The organism is Streptomyces sp. CA-278952, from assembly GCF_028747205.1.
Classification (GTDB): domain Bacteria; phylum Actinomycetota; class Actinomycetes; order Streptomycetales; family Streptomycetaceae; genus Streptomyces.
In genome coordinates, this window is record NZ_CP112880.1 from 5,243,718 (window position 1) to 5,269,367 (window position 25,650).

At 73.2% G+C, this 25,650-nt stretch carries 21 protein-coding genes and 3 tRNA genes; 7 read left to right on the top strand and 17 right to left on the bottom strand.

The features are described from left to right. Nucleotides 1-115: 115 nt before the first annotated feature. A tRNA-Lys gene (locus tag N7925_RS23525) sits at nucleotides 116-189 on the bottom strand. Nucleotides 190-395: 206 nt separating this feature from the next. On the opposite strand from N7925_RS23525, the gene N7925_RS23530 reads away from it, so the two are divergent. From N7925_RS23530 to N7925_RS23545, 4 genes are all read left to right on the top strand, one after another. After that, nucleotides 396-1,685 (top strand): peptidoglycan-binding protein, encoded by a 1,290-nt coding sequence (locus N7925_RS23530; RefSeq protein ID WP_274345076.1) that lies wholly within the window; start codon nucleotides 396-398, stop codon nucleotides 1,683-1,685. Nucleotides 1,686-1,776: 91 nt separating this feature from the next. Then, a complete protein-coding gene (locus tag N7925_RS23535) occupies nucleotides 1,777-3,891 on the top strand; it encodes an SPFH domain-containing protein (protein WP_274345077.1) in 2,115 nt (704 codons plus the stop codon). 238 nt (nucleotides 3,892-4,129) lie between these two features. Then, nucleotides 4,130-4,720 carry a lytic polysaccharide monooxygenase auxiliary activity family 9 protein gene (locus N7925_RS23540; protein ID WP_265601436.1) on the top strand — a complete coding sequence of 197 codons (591 nt, stop codon included), beginning with the start codon at nucleotides 4,130-4,132 and terminating at the stop codon, nucleotides 4,718-4,720. A gap of 26 nt (nucleotides 4,721-4,746) precedes the next feature. Further along, on the top strand, nucleotides 4,747-6,399 hold the full coding sequence (locus tag N7925_RS23545; RefSeq protein ID WP_265601437.1) for an AMP-binding protein: 1,653 nt from the start codon (nucleotides 4,747-4,749) through the stop codon (nucleotides 6,397-6,399). A 79-nt stretch (nucleotides 6,400-6,478) separates the two neighbouring features. On the opposite strand, the gene N7925_RS23550 is transcribed toward N7925_RS23545, so the two are convergent. From N7925_RS23550 to N7925_RS23585, 8 genes are all read right to left on the bottom strand, one after another. Beyond that, a tRNA-Lys gene (locus N7925_RS23550) sits at nucleotides 6,479-6,552 on the bottom strand. A gap of 102 nt (nucleotides 6,553-6,654) precedes the next feature. Further along, nucleotides 6,655-7,212 (bottom strand): hypothetical protein, encoded by a 558-nt coding sequence (locus tag N7925_RS23555; protein WP_274345078.1) that lies wholly within the window; start codon nucleotides 7,210-7,212, stop codon nucleotides 6,655-6,657. A 69-nt stretch (nucleotides 7,213-7,281) separates the two neighbouring features. Beyond that, nucleotides 7,282-8,040 carry an IclR family transcriptional regulator gene (locus tag N7925_RS23560; RefSeq protein WP_265601439.1) on the bottom strand — a complete coding sequence of 253 codons (759 nt, stop codon included), beginning with the start codon at nucleotides 8,038-8,040 and terminating at the stop codon, nucleotides 7,282-7,284. A 167-nt stretch (nucleotides 8,041-8,207) separates the two neighbouring features. Beyond that, entirely contained in the window at nucleotides 8,208-9,065 is an 858-nt protein-coding gene (gene ehuA / locus N7925_RS23565) for an ectoine/hydroxyectoine ABC transporter ATP-binding protein EhuA (protein WP_265601440.1), read from the bottom strand. Then, entirely contained in the window at nucleotides 9,055-9,696 is a 642-nt protein-coding gene (gene ehuD, locus N7925_RS23570) for an ectoine/hydroxyectoine ABC transporter permease subunit EhuD (protein ID WP_190009174.1), read from the bottom strand. Before ehuD ends, ehuA begins: the two co-directional genes overlap by 11 nt. Further along, complete coding sequence (gene ehuC, locus N7925_RS23575) at nucleotides 9,693-10,424, bottom strand: ectoine/hydroxyectoine ABC transporter permease subunit EhuC (protein WP_265601442.1); 732 nt, start codon at nucleotides 10,422-10,424, stop codon at nucleotides 9,693-9,695. The genes ehuD and ehuC overlap by 4 nt, the downstream gene beginning before the upstream one ends. Nucleotides 10,425-10,442: 18 nt before the next feature. After that, a complete protein-coding gene (gene ehuB / locus N7925_RS23580) occupies nucleotides 10,443-11,345 on the bottom strand; it encodes an ectoine/hydroxyectoine ABC transporter substrate-binding protein EhuB (RefSeq protein ID WP_265601443.1) in 903 nt (300 codons plus the stop codon). A gap of 210 nt (nucleotides 11,346-11,555) precedes the next feature. After that, nucleotides 11,556-12,548, bottom strand: a complete 993-nt coding sequence (locus N7925_RS23585; RefSeq protein ID WP_274345079.1) for a D-2-hydroxyacid dehydrogenase — start codon at nucleotides 12,546-12,548, stop codon at nucleotides 11,556-11,558. 247 nt (nucleotides 12,549-12,795) lie between these two features. On the opposite strand from N7925_RS23585, the gene N7925_RS23590 reads away from it, so the two are divergent. Both N7925_RS23590 and N7925_RS23595 read left to right on the top strand, forming a co-directional pair. Next, nucleotides 12,796-13,560 (top strand): maleate cis-trans isomerase family protein, encoded by a 765-nt coding sequence (locus tag N7925_RS23590; RefSeq protein ID WP_274345080.1) that lies wholly within the window; start codon nucleotides 12,796-12,798, stop codon nucleotides 13,558-13,560. Between the two features lie 219 nt (nucleotides 13,561-13,779). Continuing rightward, entirely contained in the window at nucleotides 13,780-14,946 is a 1,167-nt protein-coding gene (locus tag N7925_RS23595; RefSeq protein WP_265601446.1) for an LLM class flavin-dependent oxidoreductase, read from the top strand. A gap of 94 nt (nucleotides 14,947-15,040) precedes the next feature. Here N7925_RS23595 and N7925_RS23600 read toward each other — a convergent pair whose 3' ends face one another. Then, nucleotides 15,041-17,122 (bottom strand): EAL domain-containing protein, encoded by a 2,082-nt coding sequence (locus N7925_RS23600; RefSeq protein ID WP_443032237.1) that lies wholly within the window; start codon nucleotides 17,120-17,122, stop codon nucleotides 15,041-15,043. Between the two features lie 386 nt (nucleotides 17,123-17,508). On the opposite strand from N7925_RS23600, the gene N7925_RS23605 reads away from it, so the two are divergent. After that, nucleotides 17,509-18,798: a M6 family metalloprotease domain-containing protein gene (locus tag N7925_RS23605; RefSeq protein ID WP_274346541.1), complete on the top strand. Its 1,290-nt coding sequence runs from the start codon at nucleotides 17,509-17,511 to the stop codon at nucleotides 18,796-18,798. Nucleotides 18,799-18,840: 42 nt separating this feature from the next. Here N7925_RS23605 and N7925_RS23610 read toward each other — a convergent pair. From N7925_RS23610 to N7925_RS23640, 7 genes are all read right to left on the bottom strand, one after another. Further along, nucleotides 18,841-18,914 (bottom strand) — tRNA-Lys (locus N7925_RS23610). Then, the gene (locus N7925_RS23615) at nucleotides 18,905-19,600 is read right to left on the bottom strand and encodes a bifunctional DNA primase/polymerase (RefSeq protein WP_274345082.1); all 696 of its coding nucleotides are present in this window, start codon (nucleotides 19,598-19,600) and stop codon (nucleotides 18,905-18,907) included. The genes N7925_RS23610 and N7925_RS23615 overlap by 10 nt, the downstream gene beginning before the upstream one ends. A 240-nt stretch (nucleotides 19,601-19,840) precedes the next feature. Further along, nucleotides 19,841-20,182 (bottom strand): hypothetical protein, encoded by a 342-nt coding sequence (locus N7925_RS23620; RefSeq protein WP_097867676.1) that lies wholly within the window; start codon nucleotides 20,180-20,182, stop codon nucleotides 19,841-19,843. A gap of 145 nt (nucleotides 20,183-20,327) precedes the next feature. Beyond that, entirely contained in the window at nucleotides 20,328-21,662 is a 1,335-nt protein-coding gene (locus tag N7925_RS23625; protein ID WP_265601449.1) for an AAA domain-containing protein, read from the bottom strand. Further along, nucleotides 21,659-23,278 (bottom strand): hypothetical protein, encoded by a 1,620-nt coding sequence (locus N7925_RS23630; protein WP_274345083.1) that lies wholly within the window; start codon nucleotides 23,276-23,278, stop codon nucleotides 21,659-21,661. The genes N7925_RS23625 and N7925_RS23630 overlap by 4 nt, the downstream gene beginning before the upstream one ends. Continuing rightward, entirely contained in the window at nucleotides 23,269-24,303 is a 1,035-nt protein-coding gene (locus N7925_RS23635; protein ID WP_274346542.1) for a hypothetical protein, read from the bottom strand. Before N7925_RS23635 ends, N7925_RS23630 begins: the two co-directional genes overlap by 10 nt. Before the next feature lie 106 nt (nucleotides 24,304-24,409). Continuing rightward, nucleotides 24,410-25,423 (bottom strand): phosphatase PAP2 family protein, encoded by a 1,014-nt coding sequence (locus N7925_RS23640; RefSeq protein ID WP_274345084.1) that lies wholly within the window; start codon nucleotides 25,421-25,423, stop codon nucleotides 24,410-24,412. Nucleotides 25,424-25,650 lie beyond the last annotated feature (227 nt).

The following is a 25,650-nucleotide window of genomic DNA, read 5'->3' on the forward strand; positions in this document are numbered from 1 at the left end:
GATGATCCGGTGCCCCGCGGGTGGCTGTGCGTGCGCGGCCATCGGGTGTCACCGGATACCGGACGGGGAATGATCAAAGCCCCCTCACTGACCGTGAGGGGGCTTTGACTGTGCGTGCGCCGTCAGGGACTCGAACCCCGGACCCGCTGATTAAGAGTCAGCTGCTCTAACCAACTGAGCTAACGGCGCCTGCTGACCTGGAGAACTCTACCCGACTCCCCGAGGTGCTCCGAACCATTTACCGGACGCCACACCCCGTCAGATAGTCGTTTTTTTCCTTTGTTCCGTCAAAATGCGATATGTCGGGAGAGTTGAGACGCTGACGCCCGTTGCGGCTGCGCCCAAAAATCTCGACGAATGACGAGTGACAAGTGACGAGTGCGGAGGGGAATCGCATGACTGTGCCGGTCTTCGAGGAGTACGAACCCGCCATCGACTGCGGATGCGCGGGGTGCGCCGTGCGGCGGCGCTCCGCCGCGAGGGCCCTGCCGGTACGGCGCGGCGGCCACCCCGCCGCGCACGGCGCGCGCCGCGCCCTGGTGCTGGCCACCGCCGCCGGGGTGGTGCTCTCCTGCGGAGCCGCGGGTGCTGCCGCCGCCGGCCATGCCCCCGGGCCCCCGCGCGCCGACGGGGGAGCCGACCCCGAACCGGCGACCCCGCAGGGAGAGAAGGGGCCGCTGCGGGGCACCGGCGCCTCGGGCCCGCCGTCCGCCGGATCGGCCGCACCGAAGACGACCCGGGCCGACATCATCGACCGGGCCAAGCGGTGGGTGGGCGCGAAGGTCCCGTACAGCATGGAGAAGTACTGGTCGGACGGCTACCGCCAGGACTGCTCGGGCTATGTCTCGATGGCCTGGAACCTCGGCAGCAACGAGTGGACCGGCAGCCTCGCCGCCTACGGGACCCGGATCGCCCGCGCCGACCTCCAGCCCGGCGACATCCTCCTCTTCCACAACCCGGCCGACCCCTCCCAGGGCTCGCACGTCACGATCTTCGGTGGCTGGACCGACGCCACGCGCACCCATTACGTCGCCTACGAGCAGGCGCGCCCGCGGACGCGGAAGCAGTCGACGCCCCTGGCGTACTGGAACAACTCCGACCGTTACGTTGCGTACCGGTACAAGGGGGTCGCGGGTGGATCGCCCGGCTCCGGATCCTCCACCGCCTTCCCCGGGGCCGAGCGGTTCGGCCCCGGCGCCGACAACGAGTACGTCACCCAGCTCGGGCGGATGCTGGTCGAGCGGGGCGGCAGGCGTTTCTACGCGGTCGGCCCCGGGCCCGTGTGGAGCGCGGCCGACCGGCGTGCGACCCAGGCGTTCCAGCGGGCGCAGGGCTGGCAGGGCGAGGAGGCGGACGGCCTCCCGGGCCCGGACACCTGGCGCCTGCTGGCCACCGGCGGCGGACGGAACATCCGGGCCGCCGGCGCGGGGGGAGGCCCGAATACAGCCGTCGCGTTCCCCGGGCGCGGCTATTTCAAGCCGGGTCAGTCCAACAGCCATGTCGACCGGCTCGGCGAACAGTTGGTGAAGAAGGGGTACGGCAAGCACTACGTGTCGGGCCCCGACCCGCGCTGGACCGAGGCCGACCGCCGCAACGTCGAGGCGTTCCAGCGGGCCCAGGGCTGGCGTGGCGGGGCGGCCGATGGTTATCCGGGGCCGGAGACCTGGCGCCGGCTCTTCGCGTGACGGACGTGATGGGCGTGATGGCGGACATGACGGACATGACGGACGTGACGGACGTGACGGACGTGACGGAACGGAAAGGAAGCGGTAACCGGTGACCCCCAACGCCGACCAGACCCCTCGGACCAGCCCCACTCCCCACCCCTTGGACGACCACCTCCCGCCGTCCCTCTTCGCCCCACCGGGCAAGGGCTCCCCGCCCCCGCTCTTCGGCCCCGCCGTCGACAGGGCCCTGCCGCCGGACGATGCGCTTCCGTCTTCGCCTCCTGTGCCGGACGGGGAGCCCGCGCCGCCCCGGTCCGGCCGAGCGGGCCGGGACTCCGCCGCGCCGGACGCCGGTAAGGCCCCGCCCGCGGCCCCCCGGACCGGAGCCCCGGAGCCCCCGGACGTGAGCCTGCACCTCGGCCCGTCCCCGGACCGCCGGACGGGCGGGCCGATCCTCGCCGCCGCTGCCGGTGATCGTGCCGGTGAGCGACTCGCCTCCGGCCGCCCCACCCCGGACCATCGAACGGACGGGCCGGCCCCGGCCGCCGCTTCCGACGGCCGCCCCGCCCCCGGCGATCCTGTCGGCGCCCGCCCCGCCCCCGCCGGTCCTTCCGACGACTGCCCCGCCCCTGGCGGTCCTGTCGGCGACCGCCTCGCCCCCGGCGGTCCTTCCGACGGCCGCCCCGCCCCCGGCGATCCTGTCGGCGCCCGCCCCGCCCTCGGCGGTTCTGACGGTGACCGCCCCACACCCGCGCCCCCCGTGCCGCTCGACGGGAACCTCCACCTCAAGCCCGTCCGGCGTTTGAGGACGGAACCCTCGGCGGACTGGACCCCGCATCCGTCCTACGGGGCTGAGCCGGCGGCCGGCAAGGGCCCCACCCGGAAGGCCCCGCCCGGACGCGGGCCCCAGGGGGACGACCCCGGGCCCGACACCGAGTTGGACCTCTTCCTGGACCTGGCCTCCGGCGACCGGACCGCCTCCGCCACGTTCTCCGTGCCCGTGCCCGTGCCCGTATCCCTTCCCCTGCCCGCGTCCCCGACCGCCGCCGCGACACCCGCTCCCGCCGCGACGACGCCCTCGTACCCCGGCCGCCGCCACTCCGTGATCGCCAACGAGACCACCGCCTCCATCCCCGTACACCTCCTCTTCCGCGACGACCAGGAGCGGCCGGCCGGGCCGGGCGCCGCGGCGGCGCTGCCCGCGGCCGTCATCCGCCGCCCCGCCACCGGGGACGGCTCGCCCGCCACCCGGCGGCCCCCCGTGCCGCGTTCGCCGCGGACGCGGGTCCAGCCGTCGACCCGGCCCGCCCCGGTCGCCGACCCCCGCCTCGCCGAACGGCCCGGCCCCGCCCTGCCCGGCTCCGCCGCCCTCCTCGTCGGCGCGGCCGGAATCGCCGGCGCACTGGCCGTCCTGTGGTGGCGCGGTGTCCTGCCGGCCGCCTGGCAGGCGGCCGTCGGCCTGGCCCCCCGGGCCGACCTCGGCGTCGGCTTCGGCGCCTGGGCCCTGCTGGCCCTCCTCGCCACCGTGGTGCTCCTCGCGCTCGGCGGCCTCGGCCGGGGCCGGGTCGGGTACGCGTGGGTGCTGACGCTCTTCGGCGACTACCGGGGCAGCGTCCGGCGCACCGGCCTCGTCTGGGTCTCGCCCCTGCTGCTGCGCCGCCGCGTCGACGTACGGCTGCGGCACTGGCGCAGCGAACCGCTGCCCGCCGTCGACGCGAACGGCACCGCGTTGCGCGTGGTGGTCCTCGTGGTGTGGCGGATCGACGACACGGTCCGGGCCGTCCTCGGCATCGAGGACCACGAGGCGTATCTGAGCGCACAGGTCGAGGCCGCGATGGCCCGGGTCCTCTCGCAGCTGCCCGCCGACGCGTTCCACGAGGACGCCCCGAGCCTGCGCGACGCGGAGGCGGTCGGCGACGCCCTGACCCGGATGCTGAAGGCGGACTGCGAACCCGTGGGCGTCGAGGTGTACTCGGCGCAGCCGACCGGCATCGAGTACGCCCCCGAGGTCGCGGCGGCGATGCAGCGGCGGCGGATCGCCGCGATCGACTCCAGGCACCGGGACAGCGTGCTCACCTCCGTCGTGGACGCGGTCGACGACACGGTCAACCGGCTCACCACGCGCGGCATCGTCGAACTCGACGACTACGAACGCAAGGCACTCGTCAAGGACTTGACCGTCGCCTTCTATACCGGCCGCAGCGGGGGAGGGGCCGGGGCCTGAGAGCGCGGGGGAGGGCCGTGCGAGGTCGGAGAGGGGCGGGACGGCGCTCCGGGGCAGTTCGTCGACCCGCTGGAATATGACCCTCATTGGTCTGGACATGTTCACGTCGCGTCAATAATCTAAGACTTGGTCTAGACCGCAGTACCTCGCATGCACAGCACCACGCACACGCACCAAGCGCGCAGTAGTCGAGCAATGCTCATGGAACCTCCCCCACGTTCTAGAGGAGCGACAGCCCATGCGGAAAAAGGCAAGCGCGGCCGTGATCGGTCTGGCGATAGCGGGCGTCTCGGTGCTCGCGACCACGAGCGCCAGCGGCCACGGCTACACGGACTCCCCGATCAGCCGTCAGAAACTCTGTGCCAACAAGACGGTGACCGGCTGCGGCAACATCCAGTGGGAGCCGCAGAGCGTCGAGGGGCTCAAGGGCTTCCCGGCGGCAGGACCGGCGGACGGCAAGATCTGCTCCGGCGGCAACGGGCAGTTCGCCCAGCTCGACGACCCGCGTGGCGGCAACTGGCCCGCCACCCAGGTCACCGGCGGCCAGGGCTACAGCTTCCGCTGGCAGTTCACCGCCCGCCACTCCACCAGCGACTTCCGCTACTACATCACCAAGGACGGCTGGGACTCCACCAAGCCGCTCACCCGGGCCGCGCTCGAATCGCAGCCCTTCATGACCGTGCCCTACGGGAACCAGCAGCCGCCGGCCACGCTGACCCACCAGGGCACGATCCCCACCCAGAAGAGCGGTAAGCACATCGTCCTCGCGGTGTGGAACGTGGCGGACACCCAGAACGCGTTCTACGCCTGCTCCGACATTAAGTTCTGACGCTCCTTCAGTTATCGTGCGGCGCCATGAGAGGTACCGGCACCGTCGCGGAGCTCGTACGACGTCAATGGGGTGACCACCGGCCCGCCCTGAAGCACGGCCCCACCGTGCTCAGTCATCACCAGGTGGTCGAGGGCGCCGCCGCACGGGCGGCGCTCCTCGCGGACCTTCTTCCGCGAGGCGGTGAGCCGCATCTCGGCCTGCTGCTGGACAACACCCCCGAGTTCCCGCTGTGGCTCAGCGCGGCGGCCCTGGCCGGGGCCGCCGTCGCGGGGATCAACCCGACCCGGCGCGGCCCCGAGCTGGTCCGCGACATCCTGCACACCGAAGCCCGGGTCCTGATCACCGAGCGCGCCCACCTGCCGCTCCTCGACGGCCTGGAGCTGCCGGGGGTACGGGTCCTGGTCACCGACACCGAGGCGTACACCGCCCTGCTCGCCCCCTACGCGGGGGCCCGGCCCGGCGACGCCGTCGTCGCCCCGGTCGGCGCCGACAGCCGCATGCTCCTCTACTTCACCTCCGGCTCCACCGGCGCGCCCAAGGCCGCGATCTGCACCCAGGGCCGGCTCGCGGGGGCCGGCGCGTCCCTCGCCGGACACTTCGGCGTACGGCCGGACGATGTCCACTACATCTGCATGCCGATGTTCCACGGCAACGCGGTCCTCGCCGACTGGGCCCCCGCCCTGGCCGCCGGAGCCGCGATAGCGCTGCGCCCCCGCTTCTCCGCCTCCGCCTTCCTCGACGACGTACGCGCCTACGGGGCGACGTACTTCACCTACGTCGGGCGGGCCGTGCAGTACCTGCTGGCCACCCCCGAGCGCCCCGACGACCGGGACCACCCGCTGCGCCTGGGCTTCGGCACCGAGGCGGGGGCGGTGGACGCGGCCCGGTTCCGGGAACGGTTCGGGGTGCGGCTCGTCGAGGGATACGGCTCCTCCGAGGGCGGCGCCGCCATCCAGCGCACCCCCGGCACCCCGCCGGGCGCGATCGGCCGGGCCGCCGCCGCGGACGACCTGGCCGTCGTCGACCCGGAGACCGGTGAGGAGCGGGTCCCGGCCCGCTTCGGCCCGGGCGGGCGGCTGCTCAACGGAGACGAGGCCATCGGCGAGCTGGTCAACCGGGGCCCGACGCCCTTCGAGGGCTACTGGCGCAACCCCGAGGCGGACGCGGAACGGGCCCGCCGCGGCTGGTACTGGACCGGGGACCTCTTCTACCGGGACGCCGACGGCTTCCTCTACTTCGCCGGCCGCGCCGACGACCGGCTCCGCGTCGACAGCGAGAACCTGGCCGCCGCGATGATCGAGCACATCCTGGCCCGCTGGGAGGAGGTGGCCGCCACCGCCGTCTACGCGGTCCCGGACCCGGTCACCGGCGACCAGGTGATGGCCGCCCTGGCGCTCCGGGCGGACGCGGCCTTCGACCCGGCGGGCTTCGCCGCCTTCCTGCGTGCCCAGCCGGACCTGGGGACGAAGATGGCCCCCCGGTTCGTCCGGATCCTCGACCGGATGCCGGTCACCGCGACGAACAAGATCCACCGGGTGGCGCTCCGCCGCGAGGGCTTCCGCTGCGCCGATCCGGTCTGGTGGGACCCGGCCCGCGACGGCTCGTACGTGCCGCTCGACGCCGAGGGCCTGGGGGCCCTGCTCGCCCGGTACGCCGAGCACGGCAGACCGCTCTGACCAGGGAGAAGGCAGGGAGAAGGCGAGGCGCAAAGCACAGTGGGCGGCCTCCGTGAAGGAGACCGCCCACTGCGTGTCGTGCGCCGTCAGGGACTCGAACCCCGGACCCGCTGATTAAGAGTCAGCTGCTCTAACCAACTGAGCTAACGGCGCCTGCTGACTCGAAAATAATACCTGGTCCGGATGAGTGCTGACGACATCCCTCGGGGCCCCGCCTTCCGTGGCCCCGGGAGAGGCCCCGCCGCCCCGCGCCCCCTACGCCGTCCTGCCGGCGGCTACCGCGTCCGGGACCAGCGGGCCGATCCAGGCGGCGAAGGCGTCCCCCAGCTCGGCCCCGGCCGCACGGACGACCGCGTTCGGGTCCTCGGCGGCCTCCAGGCCGAAGTGCTCGCGCAGCCAGGCCCGGAACGCGGGGTTCCGTGGGCAGGGGTCGTATCCGCCCTCGTCGCCCCCGCCCTCCCCCTCGCGCTCGTCGTAGTAGTCCACGTCCTCCCAGCCGCACATCGGGGACCAGCCGGAGGCGAGGACGCGCAGCAGCTCGGGCACATCGCGGGCGACGACGTGGACGCCTCCCTCGTCCCCCAGGAGGAGCACGGGCAGCGTGGCCAGGTCGGCCCGGTCGTCCAGCAGCCAGATCGCGTACGTCGAGCCGGAACCGGTGGCCCGGGCGAAGGGGCGGATCCGGTCGGAGAGCCGTGGGTAGCCGCCGTCGTCCTCGCCGAAGGCGATCAGCTCGAAGCCGGGCGCGAAGTAGTCGTCGACGCCGTCCTCGAACTCCTTGAGGAGGTTCAGCGCGGGAATCGGTGCGTACATGGCGGTGACGCTACCGCCCGTGAGCACCGGCCCTCCGGCCCCTACGGCGGGCGAAGCCCGGTCCGGCCGCTACAGCGCCAGCGACAGCAGAACCGGCGCCGCCCGGCGGCTGAGGGTGTCGGCCGCCGCCCGCAGCCGGTGCGCGTCCTCGATCGGCAGCGACAGGGCGAGGCAGCCCGCGGCGGAGCCGGCCGTCAGCGGCACGGCCGCGCAGACGGTGCCCACCGCGTACTCCTGGAGATCCAGCATCGGGACCGTGGCGGACTGGGCGTCCAGCTGGGAGAAGAGGATCTTCTCGTTGGTGATCGTCCGGGAGGTGAGCCGGGCCGTCCGGTGCCGGGAGAGGTGGTCGCGCCGCCCGTCGTGGTCGAGCTGGGACAGCAGGCACTTGCCGACCGCGCTGGCGTGCGCGGAGGAGCGGAAGTCCACCCACTCGTTGACCGCCGGTGTCAGGGGCCCGTCCGCGACCTGGGTCACGCTGACCTCGCCGTCGACATACCGGCTGAGGTAGACCGCCGCGCCGACGGAGTCGCGCAGCTCGGCCAGGGTGTGCTGGAGGCGGTCCTCCAGGGCCTGGCGGCGGGCCGCCCCGGAGCCGAGCAGCAGCAGCGAGGCGCCGATGACGTACGCCCCGTCGCTGATCTGCTCCACGTAACCCTCGCGGCGCAGGGTGAGGAGCAGGGAGGCGAGGTGGCCGATGGGCAACCCCGTCTCGCGGGAGATCTGGGCATCGGTCACGCCGTTGCCGTGCTGGGCAACCGTTTCGAGCACGCGCAGGGCGTACTGCACCGAGTGGAACGGCGCGGTCGGCTCGGGCTTCAACGCCACGGTGTCCCCCTACCAGGTTGTGACCGCAAGCTTTCGCCCCACGATAGCCGCCGGAAGGCCCCTGCGGGGCGGCAGTTGACGGGTCGGTGGGCGCGCCCCGGAGCTGTCAACTGGGGCGCACCCGCCTGGCATATGCCAGCGTCATGGGTACAGATGCAACTGCAAGGTCACAGGACCGCGTTGAGGAACTCGCGCGTACGTTCGTGTGACGGATCGGAGAAGATTTTTTCCGGGGATCCGGCCTCCACGACCCGTCCCGCGTCGAACATCAGCACCTTCTCCGAGACGTCCCGGGCGAAGTTCATCTCGTGGGTCACGCAGAGCATGGTGATGTCGGTGTTCCGGGCGATGTCCCCCAGCAGTTCCAGCACGCCGGCCACCAGCTCCGGGTCGAGCGCCGACGTCACCTCGTCCAGGAGCAGGATTTCCGGCTCCATGGCCAGGGCGCGGGCGATGGCGACCCGCTGCTGCTGGCCGCCGGAGAGCTGCGAGGGATGGGCGTCGACCTTGGCGGAGAGGCCGACCAGGTCCAGCAGCTCCCGGGCCCGCACCTCGGCCTCCTCGCGGCTCTTGCCGAGCACGCTGACCGGGGCCTCGGTGATGTTCTCGATCACCTTCATGTTCGGGAAGAGGTTGAACTGCTGGAAGACCATCCCGATCTTCTTCCGGGACTCGCGCAGCTGTTTCTCGCCCGCGGGCTTCAGCGAACCGTCCGGCGCGCGGACGTGCGAGAGCGGGGAGCCGTCGACCCAGATCACCCCGTCGCTGATCTTCTCCAGCGTCATCAGCAGCCGCAGGATCGTCGTCTTGCCCGAGCCGCTGGGCCCGATCAGGGTGACGTGCTCGCCGCGGTCCACGGTGAAGTCCAGCTCGTCCAGGACCACATGGTCGCCGTAGCGCTTCACCACCTTGTCGAACCGCACCAGCGGTTCGCCCGTGCGCGCGGCGGCCGGGGCGGCGTCCTCGGGAGCTGCGGCCGGCCCCGGCGACTCCGTCTTCTTCAGGGGGAGGGGTTCAGTGGCCAAGGCGCTTCTCCAGCTTTCTCATCAACAGCGACGTGGGGTAGCTCGCGACCAGGAAGATCAGGCCGGCGAGAGTGAACACCTCGGTGTACGCGAACTGTTCGGCCCCGTACTTCCGGGCCTCGAAGACCATCTCCTGCACCGTGATCACGGCGAGGAACGGCGTCTCCTTGAACATCGAGATCGCGTAGTTCCCGAGCGCGGGCAGCACGTTGCGCACCGCCTGCGGCAGGATCACGGCCTGCCAGGTGCGCCGGGGCGACAGCGACAGCGCGCGGCACGCCTCCCACTGGCCCTTCGGTACGCCGTCGATCCCGGCCCGGTAGACCTCGGAGGTGTACGCGGCGTAGTGGACCCCCAGCACGGTGATGCCGATGTACAGCGGCTCCACCGTGTTGAACAGGGCTGCCGCACCCACCAGTTGGACCAGCAGCGGGGTGGAGCGGACGAACTCCGTGACGAGCCGCACCGGGACCGTCACGAACTTGCTGGGCGCGCGCCCGGCCATGGCGACGGCCAGTCCCAGCACGGCCGCCACCAGGGTGCCGAGCACCGTGGCGAGCAGGGTGACCTTGAACCCCTCCAGGAGGAGGGGCAGGGACTCCCCGACGGCGTTCCAGTCGAAGCCGTTCACCGGGTACCTCCCACGGCGGTCGTGGCCGCGCTGCGGCTCTTGAACAGGCCCTTCGCGCCGGTGTCCAGGCCGAGCCGCCGCTTGGCGCTCCGCTCCAGCAGATTCATCAGCATCGTCAGCGCGTACGCCAGGACGAAGTAGGCGACCAGCAGGGTCAGATAGGCGGTGAGGGTCTCACCGGTACGGTCGCGCAGCTGCTGGATCACCGTCATCAGATCGGCGGCGGAGATCAGCCACAGCAGCGGGGTCGCCTTCAGCAGCTGGATCAGCAGGTTGGTGAAGCTCGGGATCATCTGCACCCAGGCCTGCGGCAGGATCACCTTCCACAGCCGCCTGGACGGGCTCAGGTTGAGCGCGATCGCCGCCTCGTACTGCCCGCGCGGTACGGAGTTGATGGCGCCCCGCACCACTTCGGCCCCGTAGGCACCGAAGTTGAGGCCGAACGCGACCACGCCGCAGACGACCGGGGTCAGTTCGTAGCCGGTCAGCAGCGGCATCGCGTAGTAGAGCCAGAACAGCTGGATGTAGAGGGAGGTGCCGCGGAAGAACTCCACGACCACCCGGGAGACCCCCCGGGCCAGGAGCAGCCGGCTGCCCGCCATCAGCCCGAGCGCGAAGGCCAGCACGCCGGCCAGCAGCGCGCCCAGGACCGTGGCCTGGAGCGTCACCCACAGGCCCGAGCGGACCCGGGGGAACTCCTCGACGAGGAGGGAGAAGAAGTCACTCATGCGTGCGCGTCCGCCCCGTCAGCCCTTGCACAGATCCGCGGTTTTCAGGTCGGCGGGCGGGATCTCCGTCTCCCCGAACCCGTAGGGCTCCAGCAGCTGCACATAGCGGGAGCGGTCCGACACGATCTTCTTCAGCTCGCGGTTGAAGGAGTCCCGCAGGTCCTCGTTGCCCTTGCGGAACACCGCGCCGCCGGGGGAGAACTGCTCCTTGCCGTCCAGCTGCGGCACGAACGCCTCGGTGACCTCGGTGTCCGGGTTGGTCTTCGCCAGCCAGCGGAGCGAGATCCCGGTGAGCAGGAAGGCGTCGACCCGGCCGCCCTTGACGGCGTCGGCCCCGTCCTGCGGCTTCTGCAGCGTCTTGATCCTGTCCTCGGCAATGCCGGCGCCCTTGGCGTAACTGCCTTCGACCGCACCCGACATCACGCCGACGGTGATCCCCGCCTCCTTCGCGGAGGCGAGATCGGTGATCTTCTTCGGGTTGCCCTTCTTCACCATCAGTGCGGTCGGCGAGATGAACTCCGGCTCGGAGAAGATCGCGTTGCCGCAGCGCTCCGGGGTGATGGCCATGCCCGCGCTGACCACGTCGTACTTCCCGGCCTGGAGTCCGGGGATCAGTCCGTCCCACTCGGAGAGCGTCGGCTTCAGCTCGTCCACCCCGAGCGCCTTGAATATCTCCCGGTGCAGCGTCGGGGCCTCGCCCTTGAGTTCCTTGCCCTCCAGGTAGCCGTACGGGGCCTCGTTCGCGTAGGCCACCCGTACGAAGCCCTGCTTGCGGAGCTTGTCCAGGGCGCCCTCGCCGGTCGCGGATCCGGAGTCGGTCTTGCTGCACGCGGTGAGGAGGCCGGGAACGACGAGGAGGCCGCCCACGGCCGCCGATCCGTTGAGGAAACCCCGGCGGGACAGGTTCGGGAATTCAGCCATGGTTCGCAATCTCCTGGAGGTCGAACAGTCCGGACAGAGTGACCCCCTGCCCGATCCCGTACGTCTATGCAGGAAGCCGGAGGCATGTAACCCAACAGTGGCCGGAAGGTGACCTTCCCGTGCCCGAAGGAGGCGGAGCGCGACCGAGAGTGTGCGGGGCGTGTTCCCTGGTGGCGAACGGTTCATGACAGCAAGTCAGTGAAATGCCGGTCACTCCGTGCGCGCGCGTCCGTGTGCGCGGTCGTCCTCGATGAGATCGGTCGACGGAACGTGACCGAGGGCCTTGTCGACCGTGTTCGGCAACGGCAGGCCGCGCGACCACTGTTCGTACATCGCCACGAAACGCTCACCCAGCCGGTCCCGCCAGCCCGCGGTGTTCCCGCCCAGGGCCGGTGTCAGGACGAGCCCCGGGGCGTCCCACAACGGGCTCCCGGCGGCCGGTGCCTCCTCCTGGAAGGTGCTGAGCGCCGCCCCCGCGAGCCAGCGGCGGTTCAGCGCGTCCACCAGATCGGCCTCGACCACCGTCGCCGCGCGCCCCGCACCGACGAACCGCGCCGACGGCTGGAGCAGCCCGAAGAACCGGCTGTCGAACATCCCGCGCGTCGACTCCGTGAGCGGGACCGCCGCGATCACCCAGTCCGCCCGCGCGGCCAGCCGGTCCAGATCGGCCACCCCGTGGATCGTGCGCCGGGCCGTCCGCCCCACCAGCGCCACGGTGAGCCCCAGGCCGTGCAGCAGCCGGGTGATCTCCCGGCCGATCGGTCCCGCGCCCACGACCAGCGCCCGCGAACCGGCGACCCGCTGCCCCTCCCGCTCGTGCGGGCGCCGCTGCCGTCGGCACTCCAGGACGCCGGGGAGATCCGTGGCGAAGGCCAGCACCAGACCCGCCACGCACTCCGCGACCGGCCGCTCGAAGACGCCCCGCGCGTTGGTGAGGACGGTGCCGGACGCGACCAGCTCCGGGCAGAGCACCCGGTCCACGCCCGCGCTCGCCGTGTGCACCCAGCGCGGCCGCGCCCCCGGCCCGGGCCAGGCCCTCCGCACCGCGTCGGACGCGAGGTCCCACACGAGCAGGACGTCGGCGGCCGGCAGCAGCCCGGCGAGCGAGGAGGCGTCCGCGTGCCGCACGTCCACCCGGCCGGTCAGCCGGCCGAGCCGCGGGGAGGGCGAGGCGTCGAGGACGAGCAGGACGGGATCCGGCATCGCTGGTCAGCCCTCCGTGACGGAACGGACGTACGGCTCCGCCCACGCTCGCAGCAGGCTCCCCCTCCGTCAACGAGGCCCGGCCGCGCGCCCCCGCGCTCGCCCGGGGGAATACTGGGAAGACGCCGGGGCAAGAGTGACCGGTCGCGCGGTCACGGCCGCCGGAGCGCCCGGAGGGCCGTGGCGACCGCCTGGCGGGGCCGCCGCCCACCGTGCGGCGAGCCGTCGACGTACAGGAAGGGTGGACATGACGACCGTAGGACTTCTCTACCCGGGCCACGCCGCCGAGGACGACTTCCCACGGACCGAGATCCTGCTCGACACCGACATCAGGCTGCCCCTGTTCTCCACCGGAACGGGGGAGGACGCCTACCGTGCCGACGCGCTGCGCGAGCAGGGCGCCCCCGCCCGGATCGCCGAGGGCGTCGAGGAACTGCGCCTCGCCGGGGCCGAGGCGCTGGTGTGGGCCTCCAGCGGCGGGAGCTTCGGGCAGGGCTGGGAGGGCGCCCACGAGCAGGTCGCCACCCTCGCCCGGAGCGCCGGCCTGCCCGCCTCCAGCACCTCGATCGGCTTCGTCCACGCGCTGCGGGAGCTGGGCGCCGGCCGGGTCGCCGTCGCCGCCCCCTACCCCGAGGACGTCACCGGGCTCTTCGCGGAGTTCCTGGTCTCGGCGGGCGTCGAGGTGGTGGCCGCCGCGTCCGGCGGGGCCGCGTCCTCGGCCGAGGCCGGGTCCTGGCTCCCGGAGCGGGTGAAGGGGCTGGCGCGGGAGGCCGACCACCCGGACGCCGAGGTGGTGCTGATCCCGGACACCTCCCTGCACACCGCCGCGTACGTCCCCGAGCTGGAGGAACTGCTCGGCAAGCCCGTCCTCACGGCGAACCAGGTCACGGTGTGGGAGGGGCTGCGCCTCACCGACCGCCGGACGTGGGCGCCCTTGCTCGGCACCCTGTTCGCCACGCGCGAGCCGGTGCTGAGGTCGCTGGAGCCGAAGGGCATCGAGGTACGGGAGTAGCCTCGACGCCCGGTCGTCAGGCTCCGAGGTGCGGGAGTGGCCTCGGCGTCGGGTTGTCAGGCTCCGAGGTACGGAGCGGCCTCGGCGTCGGGTTGTCAGGCTCCGAGGTACGGAGCGGCCTCGGCGCACGGCTGATGTGCGGGAATAAGCGGAGCCATCCTCCTGTTGTACCCCTCCGATACGCAGCCGTACGACAGCAGCACCGGGAGAGGCCGACACGTGGACGAGATCCGAGGCGACGAGACCCGCAGCGACACGAGTGGTGACGCGACCGCAGGCGCGAGCGGCGGCCCGGCCGACGCCGACGGGATCCGGGGCGCCGCAGCCGGAACGGCGGCCGTTCCGCTGTCCGTCCTCGATCTGGTCACCGTCGGGCAGGGCCGCACCGCGACCCAGGCCCTGCGCACCAGCGTGGACATCGCGAAGCTCACCGAGAGCCGCGGCTACCACCGCTTCTGGGTCGCCGAGCACCACTCCATGCCCGGGGTCGCCTCGTCCTCCCCGGCCGTGATCCTGGCGCACATCGCCGCCCACACCGAGCGCATCCGCCTCGGCTCCGGCGGGGTGATGCTGCCCAACCACGCGCCGCTGGTGATCGCCGAGCAGTTCGGCACCCTGGAGGCGATGGCCCCGGGCCGGGTCGACCTGGGCCTGGGCCGGGCTCCCGGCACGGACGGCGCGACGGCGGCGGCCCTGCGCCGCAGCGACCGGCTCAACGAGGGCGCTGATGACTTTCCGCAGCAGCTCATGGAGCTGATCCGGTTCCTGGACGACGACTTCCCCGACGGGCACCCCTACGCCCGGATCCATGCCGTGCCGGGCCCGGTCCAGGCGACCGCCCCCGGCGGTGTGCAGTCCGCGCACCGGCCGCCCGTCTGGCTGCTGGGCTCCTCCGGCTTCAGCGCGCGGCTGGCCGGCACGCTGGGGCTGCCGTTCTCCTTCGCGCACCACTTCTCGGCGCAGAACACCATCCCCGCGCTCGACCTGTACCGCGAGTCCTTCCGGCCCTCCGCCGTGCTGGACGCCCCGTACGCCGCGATCGGGGTCTCGGCGCTGGCCGCCGACGACGAGCGGGAGGCCCGCCGCCAGGTGCTGACCGGCGCCCTGTCCATGGTCCGGCTGCGCACCGGCCGACCTGGGCTGATTCCCAGCCCGGAGGAGGCGGCGGCGTACGACTTCTCCCCGATGGAGCGGGAGTTCGTCGACGGCTGGCTCGCCAACGTGATCCACGGCACGGCCGACGAGGTCCGCGGCGGCCTCGACGACCTGGCCAAGCGGACCGGCGCCGACGAGCTGATGATCACCGCCAACGCGCACGGCGGCGAGGCCCGGCTGCGCAGCTACGACCTGATCGCGGACGCGTACGGCCTGCCGACCGCTCCGTAGGCCGTGCGGGGTCCCGGCCGGCGGCGTCAGCCCTCCAGCGGCCGGGACCCGGCCGGTCACGCTGAGCTTTCAGGTGGCCGGGACCCGGTCACGCTCAGCCCTCCAGCGGCCGGGACCCGATCAGCCCGGCGATCTGCTCCGGCGCCACGGCCCGCGAGTACAGCCAGCCCTGCCCGGTGTCGCAGCCGATCCGCCGCAGCCGCTCCGCCTGCCCGGCCGTCTCCACGCACTCCGCGGTGACGGTCAGACCCAGGCGGTGGGCCAGCTGCACCATGGCCTCCACGATCGTCTCGTCGGCCGGGCTCGGGTGCGTACCGTCCTCGTACCGGAAGCCCTTCACGAACGCCCCGTCCAGCTTCAGCACGGAGACGGGCAGCCTGCTGAGGTAGGCGAGGTTCGAATAGCCGGTGCCGAAGTCGTCGATGGCGATCCGTACGCCCATGTCGCTCAGCGCCTGGAGCGCCCGCAGCGGGCGGCCGCCCGAACCCATCACCGCCGACTCGGTCAGCTCCAGCTGGAGCAGCCCCGGGGCCAGTCCGGTCTCGGCCAGGATCCGGTCCACGTCGGCGACCAGGTCGGAGTCCCAGACCTGCCGTACGGCGACGTTGACGCTGATGAACAGCGGCGGCTCGTCCGGATGGTCCAGCTGCCAGCGCCGCGCCTGCCGGCACGCGGTGCGCAGCACCCACCGGCCGAGCTGGACGATCGACCCGTCCTCCTCGGCGATCTGGACGAACCGATTCGGCGGCAGCACACCGAACTGCGGATGGTTCCAGCGCACCAGCGCCTCGACGCCGCGCACCACCCCGTCCGCCATCCCGACCAGCGGCTGGTACTCCAGCGTGAACTCGCCGCGCTCCACGGCGGGCCGGAGCGTGGAGGAGAGGGACTGCCGGGTCATGCGGTGGGCGTTGCGCTCGGGGTCGAACAGGGTCCAGCGGGCCTTGCCGTCCGCCTTCGCCCAGTACAGCGTGGTGTCGGCGGCCTGCATCAGACCGGTGGGAGAGGTGCCCGCCGCGGCGCGTTCGACCACCCCGATCGACGCGGAGACCGAAAGTCGCTGTCCGGCGAGGTCGAACGGCTGCTGGAGCGCGGCGAGGACCGAGCGGGCCAGCTCGGCGAGTTCCTCCGTGCCCGCCGAGTCCTCGACCAGGATCGCGAACTCGTCGCCGCCCAGGCGCGCCACCAGCCGGCTGCCGCCGGGATGGCGCGAGGCGTCGTTCTCGGCGCAGTCGGTGAGCCGCGCGGCGACGGCGGCCAGCAGCCGGTCCCCGGTCCGGTGCCCCAGGGTGTCGTTGATCGCCTTGAAGCCGTCCAGGTCCAGATAGCAGAGCCCGATCCGGGTGTGCTGCCGCGGCGGCATGGAGTCGTCCTGGTACGGCGGGGTCTCCAGGGCCGAGGCGAGGCGCTCGAAGAACAGCGTCCGGTTGGGCAGCCGGGTCACCGGGTCGTGCATCTGGAGGTGGCGCAGCCGCTCCTGGAGCTCGCGCCGGTCGCTGACGTCCGCGATGGTCAGCAGGACCCGGGCGGGCTCCGCCGCCGACGCTCCGGTCATCGGCACGACGGTGATCTCGGCCCACAGGGAGCGCCCGTCGGGGTGCTTGAGGCGGCGGGTGCAGCGGAACCGGGAGCGGCGGCCCAGCAGGACCTCGCGGTAGGCGTGCCAGGTGCGGTCGTCGGACGCGAGGTCGAGCAGCTCGCTCGCCTGCCGTCCGGCGAGGGCCGCCGCCGCGGTGCCCAGGAGCCCGCCGAGCGCCTCGTTGGCCCGTACGACGTGGCCGCGGCCGTCTACGACGCCCATGGGGAGTGTGGCGGCGTTGAAGGCGGCCCGGTAGTCGCGCAGTTCGGAGGCGGCGGGGCCGCCGTCGGCGGGGGGCGGGGCCGTGGCGCCCGGGTCCCCGGGCGCGGGACCCCCGGGCGCGGGGTCCGTGACCGCCGGGTCCGGTACCGGCACCGATGGGTCCGGTACCGACGTACCCGGTACCGACGTATCCGGTACCGACGGGTCCGTTCCCGTTGGGGTCGTGTTCGGCGGGTCCGTGATCGGCCGGTCCGTGGACGGTGGGTCCATGACCGTCGGGTCCATCGCCGTCGTATGACGCTCCGTGACCGGCGCGGGGGGCACGCCGGAGGCCGTGCCTGCCGGGGCACTCGGCCCTTCGGAGGTTCCGCTCACCGCTCGCTCCCGCTGTGAAGGTCGTCGTGAACTGGTGGGGTCGGACTGGCCACCGGGTGGCGGTCCCGTGAACGGGCCCGTTCCACGCGGGAAAGCGTGGTGAAGCATAGAGGGTGCCGCGTCGGCCGTTCCAGCTCACCGTCCGGTCCGGGCCATGGCAGGGGTCCGCGAGGGGCCGGGAGCAGGCGTTCCGCTTTGCCCGATACTGATCATTTCTGTGCGGATCTGTTTCATTGGGTGGACTGAAGGGTCGATGGTGACGTTCCGTGAAGGTCTGGGTGACGGTTCTGGCCGCTGACCCGTGTGGGGCAGCACAACAGGGCGTGGCGTGGTGAAGCGGCGCAGGGTGGACGGGATGGACCGTGTTTCCCCACCCGGAGGTCGATGTGCCGTGCCGTCGCGGACCCGGGGGAGCGGAACGGCCGCCACTGCGCAGTCTGGCCGCCGCCGCCACCTCCCTCCTGGCGCTCGCCGCCACGTCCCTCGTCGCGGGCCCCGCCGCGGCCGCCATGGAGGACGCCACGCCCTGCGCGCTGCCCCGGACGGCGGCGCACCACTCGCTCGGCCTGACCACCTGGAACACGGCGTACCCGCGCCCCGACCGGGGGCTCGACGCGGTCATGATCTTCCTGTCCTTCCCGGACTCCGAGCCCACGCTCACCCCCGAGGCGCTCACCGCCGACCACTTCCCCGCCACGACCCGCTTCTTCGAGCGCGCCAGTTATGGCCTGTTCACCCTGCGCCCCCATCCGCAGGCCACCTGGACGCAGATGCCGCGCGACTCCACCTGGTACGGCATAGAGCGTGACTGGAACGCCGAGCGGCGGACCGCCTACCTGCGCGACGCCATCGACGCCGCCGACCCGGACGTGGACTTCTCCCGGTACGACGTCGTCTACCTGGTGGCCGACCCGGACGCCCCGGGCGTCGACTCCGACGCCACCAAGGTCGTCAACTTCGACCGGCCGCTGCGCGCCGACGACAGCGACATCCGGCGCGTCGTCACCGTCTTCGAACAGCACCCGCCCGACCGCAACGTCCTCGCCCACGAGACCGGACACGTCTTCGACCTCGCCGACCTCTACCACCGGCCCACCGACGGCCAGGGCGACTGGGACACCCACGTCGGCGACTGGGACGTCATGGGCAGCCAGTTCGGCCTCGCCCCGGACCTGTTCGGCTGGCACAAGTGGAAGCTCGGCTGGCTCGGCGGACGCCAGGTCGTCTGCGTCCGGGGCTCGGCCGACCTCACCCTCGAACCGGTCGCCGCCGCCCCGGCCCCCGGCGGGTCGATCGGGACCCGGCTCGCCGTCGTCCGCACCGGTGCCGGCAGTGTCCTGGCCATCGAGGCCCGCAGCGCCACCGGGAACGACCGGGACACCTGCGCCGAGGGCGTCCTGATCTACCGCGTCCGCAGTGAGACGGCCTCCGGCGGCGGGCCCGTCGAGGTGGTCGACACCCACCCGGACACCGGGGCCTGCTGGGATCGCTCGGTCTACCCGCCGCTGGCCGACGCCCCGCTCGCCGTCGGGGAGACCTTCACCGTGCCGGGCGACGACACCCGCGTCGAGGTCGCCGACCGCACTCCGTCCGGCTCCTGGACCGTCCGGATCACCGCGGGCGTCCGGAGCAGCCCTGCGGGGAGCCCCGGGGAGGACCTCGCCGCACACGGGTGAACGAAGAAGCCCCCCGCTTCCGCGAGGGGCTTCTTCCGTCTGTGCGCCGTCAGGGACTCGAACCCCGGACCCGCTGATTAAGAGTCAGCTGCTCTAACCAACTGAGCTAACGGCGCCTGGTGACGTCGTAGACATTAGCACCCTGATCCGTCCGAGGAAAAATCGAATGCGCGGCACCCGGGGACGACGAGGACCGGCTCACCCGCACACACGCCCAGAGCAGCACTTCGGGGCCCGGGAGCCATGGACTGCGGGTGTCGGGGGCGACCACCCAACGCGGCCCGCCCTCGGACGAAGCGCAGATCAGCGGCGGTACGGTCACGGCGTCGCCGGTGCCGTGACAGAGCAGGGGCGGCACCGTGCCGCGCTGCTTCCCGGAGTCTCCGGCGCCTGCGGAACCGCTGGTTCCCCACTCCTCCCAGGCGAGCAGCGAGGGCAGCCGCTGGGCTGTTCCGGGGGCGGCGAACAGCAGCATCCGGCCCCGGTGCGTCGCGACCGGACCGGAGCCGGGCCCCTCGGCCCAGAGCTGCTCCAGCATCCGCCGCCCGAACAGCGCCGGCACGTTCACGACGTCGAAAGCGGAACCGCAGGGGAGCACCCCGGGGGCCTCGGGGCGCTCCTCCCAGTGGGCGAGCGTGCTGCGGGGATAGGGGGCGGCCCCCGCCAGCCAGGCGGCACCGGCCGCCGTGACCTGTGCGGCCTGGGGGCCGGACTGATCTTGCAGCAGGGCGAAGATGTCGACGCCGTGGTGCGGGACGGCACCGGCTTGCAGGGTCGTTTCGTCTTTCAGCCATGCGCTCATGCAGCCAGGTCTACCGGGAGTGACGGGAAGGATTCCCAGAGTTGCCGGAAACCGGGACAGGACGGGAGGGGAAGGGGTATCTTGCCCGCCGGAATATGCCAGGGGACCTGACCCCCGGCCTGGCGTACCGACGTCTGCCTCATCCGCCCCACCGGCCTCATCCGCCCCACCGGCCTCGTGGGCTTCACCGGCCTCGTGGGCCCCACGGGTCACGGGGTCGGGTCCCGTAGGCCACGTGGGTCACGCCCTGGGCGCGTCCAGCAGGGAGCGACCGAACTCGATCATCTTCTTCGCGTAGTCCTCGGTCCACTCCGCGCGCTCGGCCACGTCCGCCGCGGTCAGCCGGTCGAACCGGCGCGGATCGGCGAGCTGGGCCGCCGCCATCGCCTGGAACTCCACCGACCGGTCCGTCGCCGCCCGGAAGGCCTGCGTCAGCTCGGTCGCACGGGCCAGCAGCTCACGGGGGTCCTCCACCGACTCCAGGTCGAAGAAGTGCTCCGGATCCGCCGTGGCCTGAGACGGCTCGAAAAGCAACGGCGCGGGGCGCAGCCGCTGCCGTTCGTTCCGCTCGGACTGTGTCATGCGGTGTTCCTTCCTCGGACGACCTGATGACCGGAAGATCCGGACGGCCACCCTCCATTGTCCAACCCCGCGCAAGAGGGCCGGGGCGTGCGGCGGGGGCGCGGGGAAGCGCCTCCCACGCGGGGCGGCACGCGGCGCCCCTGGCTCAGGGTCGCCACCGGACCCGGCGTTCCGAGAGGTGGGCCAGCACCGCGTGGTTCGCCTCCCAGCCGTCGGGGAACTTCACCGTGACGCCCAGCTGGACCGGCTCCGTGGACGGGTGCTCGTCCAACAGGTCCGCCACCCCCTCCCGGCACACCACGACGCACGCGTGCCGGTGCCGCGAGGCCAGCACGCACAGGCGGCCCGTCTCCAGGTGGAACGCGGTCGCGTCGGGCCGCCCCGACAGCGGGTGCAGCACCACCGTGACGTCGAACTCGCGGCCCTGGAGGCGGTTGGCCGTGTCCACCGCGACCCCCGTGACGCCCAGCTCCGTGAGGGCCGCCCGCACCGCCGCCGCCTGGTCCCGGTGGGCCGTGCCGACCGCCACCCGGTCCGCCGTCACCGGCACCGGCTCCTCGGCCCGCTCGCTCGTCGCGACCCCGCCCCGGTCCAGCAGCCGCCGGACCACCAGCGCCACCGCCCGTACCGCCTCGGGGTCGGTGCGCGGGGTGTGCCGGGCGGGCAGCTCCAGCAGCCCCCACCCGGACTCCGCCGCCTCGTCCAGCACCCGGTCGGGCCCCGAACCGTCCGACGCCACCCCGAAGGAGAGCTTCCGGTCCCCGTGGTCCGTACCGCTGCGGAACGGCGTGTACGGGTAGAACGCGTCCGACACCAGCGGGGCCGCCGACGCCGGGAGCCGCCACGACACCGGCAGCCGGTGCTGCGGCAGCTCCGGATTGTGCGCGAGCAGCGTGGACACCGCGCTCGCGGACGGGTCATAGCTCAGTCCCGCCCACTGGTCGGCACCGACGATCGAGAACGGGTCCAGCTGGCCCGGGTCCCCGACGAACAGCGCCCGCTCGAACAGCCCGGCCACGGCCAGCAGCGCGTCGGAGCGCATCTGGTACGCCTCGTCGACGATCGCGTGCCCCCAGGGCTCCACGTTCTTCACGTGCGCCCACTTGGCGGCCGTCGAGATCACCACGTCGAGCCCGGCCAGATCCGCCGCCTTCGCCGACTTCGTGACATTGGCGAGCCCGTCCAGGACCTTGTCGTACGGGTCGGAGTCGCTGCTGTGGAGCCGGCCCACCGGCAGCTCCGGGTCCTTCTCCGCGAGCCGCACCACCAGGTCGTCGACCTGGGCGTTGGTCTGCGCGATCACCATCAGCGGATGCCCGGCGGCGGCCAGCTCCAGGGCCGCCCGGACCACCAGAGTCGACTTCCCGGCGCCGGGGGGCGAGTCCACGACGATGCCCCGGGCGGTGCCGCGCAGGGTGTCGTCGAGGATCGCGCCGGTCGCGCGCGCCGCCTCCGCGCCCGGGTCGAAGACGGTCCTCACAGCAGGTCCTCCGGGGTCACGGGGTCGGGTCGCTCCGGGCGCTCGGCGGCGTCCGAGCCCGGCGGGCCGCCGTGGGTCCACGGCGTCTCCTCCGGGTCCGGAAGCTTCGGGCCGCCGCGCTGGTCGTGCTCGAACAGGGTCCAGGCGATCCGCTCGCCGGGCTCCGGCACCGAACCGGGCGCGGGCTCCTTGCCCCGGCCCATCCGGTCCAGGATCCGCAGCACCAGCGGGATCTCGCCGTCGTCGGCCGGGGGCCCGTCCGCGTACCGCACGAACTCCGCCGTCTGCGGCTTGCCCTCCAGCGAGCGGTAGACCTTCGTCCGCTCGGCCAGGTGCGGACGCTCGTCCGTGCGGACGGTGACCAGCGGGCGCGGGGAGGGCCGCTTGGACTCGGTGTACGCCATCTCCACCTCGGACACCGTGGCGAGGAACGCCTCGCCCGCCAGCCGCCGCCCCGCCAGCACCAGCGGATCGTCCAGCGCCTCCTGCGCCTCCAACTGGGCCTGGGCGGTCTCCCGGGAAGCCAGCTTCTGGGCCGCCGTCACCGCGTCGTCGCGGCGCGGCTGCGGCGGCTCGCCCGAGCGCACCCGGTCCCGGTGCGCGGTGAACGACCACCGGTCCCGGGTCCAGCGGTCCTCGGCCCGGGATCCCTCGGGCAGCTCCCGCAGCAGGTCGAGACCCCGCCAGACCGCGTCCCAGGTCGGCAGCATGACCCTGGCCAGCAGCGAGCGGATCTCCCGCTCGGCACCGCTCAGCTCACCGAGGCGGGCGTCGGCGGCGAGCCCGTCCTCGGCGGACGCGAGCGCCGTGCGCGCCCGGTCGTACCGCTCGATCGCCGGGGCGAGGAGACGGTTGTCGAAGTCCGGGTCGGTGGCCGGACCCGCGGGCGGGCACAGCAGCTGGCCGTCCCCGTCCCTGGCCAGCTCGGCCCGGAGCGCGGCCTCGGCCCCCGAGGAGCCGGCCGGCGGGTCGATCCAGGCCAGCAGCGCGCCCAGGTGCTGGTCCTCCAGACTGCTCTGCCCGGTCGCCCAGTGCCGGTTCAGCAGATCCGTGACGGCGGGCAGCAGCGAGGAGCCGGGCACCCGGGCCCGCTCCCCGTAGTGCGTCAGCCAGCGGCCGAGGAGCGGCACCCGCGCCGGGGCCGGATACGGGGTGTCCGGATCGTCCTCGGCGGTGCGGCGGAACCGCATGGACCGGCCCAGCAGCCGGACGAACTCGACGCCCGCCCGGCTCGGCAGGACCAGCTGCGCGGCGTCCGTGCACAGCTCGACCTCGACCTTGGTCTTCTTGCCGGTCGCCGGGTCCACCTCGTTGCGCTCGGCGGGCTCGACGACGTCCGCGTACGCCTCGATGTGCGGCAGGACGGCCTCCGCCAGCTCGGCCAGGAACGCGAACCGCAGGTCCCGGTCGCGGGGCTGGGCGACGGCCAGCAGCCGGGGCGCCTCCCGGTCCGTGCCGACCAGCGCCCCGAGCGGGGCCCCGGCCTCACCGGCGGTGGTCAGCGGCACCAGCACGAGGGGCCGGTCGGTGAGGTGACGGTGCCGTACGGTCGCCAGCGGCTGGGCGCGGCCGGTGTCGACGGCCTCCAGCCGGGCCAGGGTGGTGATCAGCGACATGCGGCCGCACCCTCCGGCGCCTCGTCACGCGGAACGGAGCCACCGTCCAGCGCTCCGGCGCGTGCGCCGGAGGCGCTCTCCAGCGCCTCGGCGCGCAGGGCGGCGGCCCGGCGCAGCGCGGCGACCGTCGGATCGGCGGGATCGCCCTCCTTGCCCGCGGCGGCGGCCAGCACCCCGGCCACCGTGGTCAGCCCGCCCAGCTCACCGCGCACACTGCGGCCCAGCGCCTCAACGGCCCCTTCGGCCCGGGACTTGGCCCGGCAGTGGAAGGCCAGCTCGCAGGCGGCCAGGCACTCCGGGGCGTAGGCCGGGGGCACCGCCGCCACGGCGGCGTCCAGCTCCTCGGGCGGGCACGCCGGATCGAACGTCGTCCCCTCCGGCAGCCCCGCCGCGATGTCCTCGACGCGCGTCAGCCGGGTCAGCTGCCGGCGGGTCACGGCGCGCTGCTTGCGTACGTCCACGACGGAGGCGGTCGGCAGATTGGAGAAGTCCTTGGGGCAGACCAGCAGCACCCGGTGCCCGACCTCCGCGCCCTCGGTGACCGCCGCGACCCGCTCCAGCGCCAGCACGTACACCGCGGCCTGCCGGGCGGCGGCGCCGACCTTCGACGGGTCGGCCGACGCGTCGATCATCGGGAACGACTTGATTTCCACCACCGTCCAGCGGCCGTCGGGGTGCACCACGACCGCGTCGGGCTCCAGATAGGCGGGGGAGCCCGCCACCTCCAGGGCCAGCATCGGGTGGTCCAGCAGCGCCCAGCCGCCCGTCGCCGTGGCCTCGCGCAGCGCGAGCGCGGTGCGCGCGGCACGGCCCTCGGGACCGGCGGCGCTCAGATCGGGCGTGGCGGCGTCCCCGGCCGGGGCCTCGGCCCCGCCGCCGAGCCGTTCGTACAGCAGGCGCAGCAGCTCCGCCCCGCCGTCGGCCTTGACCTTCGCCTCGAACGCGTTGCCCCGCATGAAGGCGAACTGGGACTGCCCGAAGGGGGCGGGGGAGCCGAGCGCGGTGGCCAGCACGCCCTTGTCCACCCCGGCGCCGTCGAGCAGGGCCCGCCGCTTGCAGCCGGGGTTGGCGGCGAGGGCGGCCAGGGCTCTCGCGTCGAGCGGGTGCGGTTGGACGGACGGGCCGCGCAGCTCAGCGAGCCGCTGCCGGAGCGTCGTCGCTCGCGGCCGCGTCGGCGTCGTCGCCGGCTGTTGTGCCGCTGACTGCCGGGCCGGGGGGATCTGCGGAGGTGGTCCGCTGGCCGGGGATTCGCTCACCCGGGGAAGTCTTGCATCCGGTACTGACATGCGGGGTCACGGCCGCGGATACGGAGCCGGCGACGGTGCCCCGGCCGCCCGCGCTCCGGCCCACGAACAGGACGGCGGCCGGCCCGGTGAACCGGGCCGCGCCCCACGCCTTGAACCGGTCGGCGATCCGTACGACGGGCCTGACCAGCAGGGCTCCGACGCCCATCACCGCGGCGCCCGCGACGGCGTCCAGGAAGTAGTGGTTGGCGGTGCCCATCACGATGACCGTGGTGATCAGCGGATAGGCGATGCCCGCCGCCCGTACGAGGGGATGGCGGCCGTGCCGCCACAGCAGGATCCCGCACCACACGGACCACCCGACGTGCAGGCTGGGCATCGCCGCGTACTGGTTGGTCATCCCGCTCAGCCCGCGCGGGGCGCTCGCCCCCTCGCCCCACCAGCCGTACGCGCTGTACTGCGCCATCGTGTCGACGAAGCCGTGGCCCGCGTCCAGCAGCCGGGGCGGACAGGTCGGCATCAGCGTGAAGCCGACCAGCCCCAGCAGCGTGGAGTTCATCAGCCAGACCCGGGCCGAGCGGTACGCGGCCGACCTGCGCCGGAACATCCATATGAGGACGGCCGGGGTGACCAGGTAGTGCAGGGACGCGTACGCGAAGTCGGCGGGTATCCCGAGCGACGGGGTGCTGGTGAAGAGACGGTTCAGCGGGTGCTCGGCGTTGAGGTACAGCGCCTGTTCCAGCCGCAGGATCGCCAGGCCGTGGTCGACTGCCGTCGACACGTCGCCGCGCACCAGGAGCCGGCCCACCGAATACAGCGCGTACACCACCGCGATCAGTGGCAGCTCCGTCCACCAGCGGGGCCGATGACCGGTCGCGGGCGGCGCGGTGGCGTGCGGCATCCGGTAGCTCTCCCCATGTTCATGCGGCCGACGACGAACGTTCAACCGTACGGCGGCGCCGTGCCGCCATCTCCCCCGGGGGTCCCCTGCCGGACATCCCGTACACAGCGGTCCCCGCCCTGGTCCGAACTCCCGGCCGGGCGCTGCTCAGGTTGGGACGCCCGCACGGCCCGGGAGGTTGCCTGCCGGGCCGGTACGGGATGATGGAAGGGCCCAACAGCACCAAC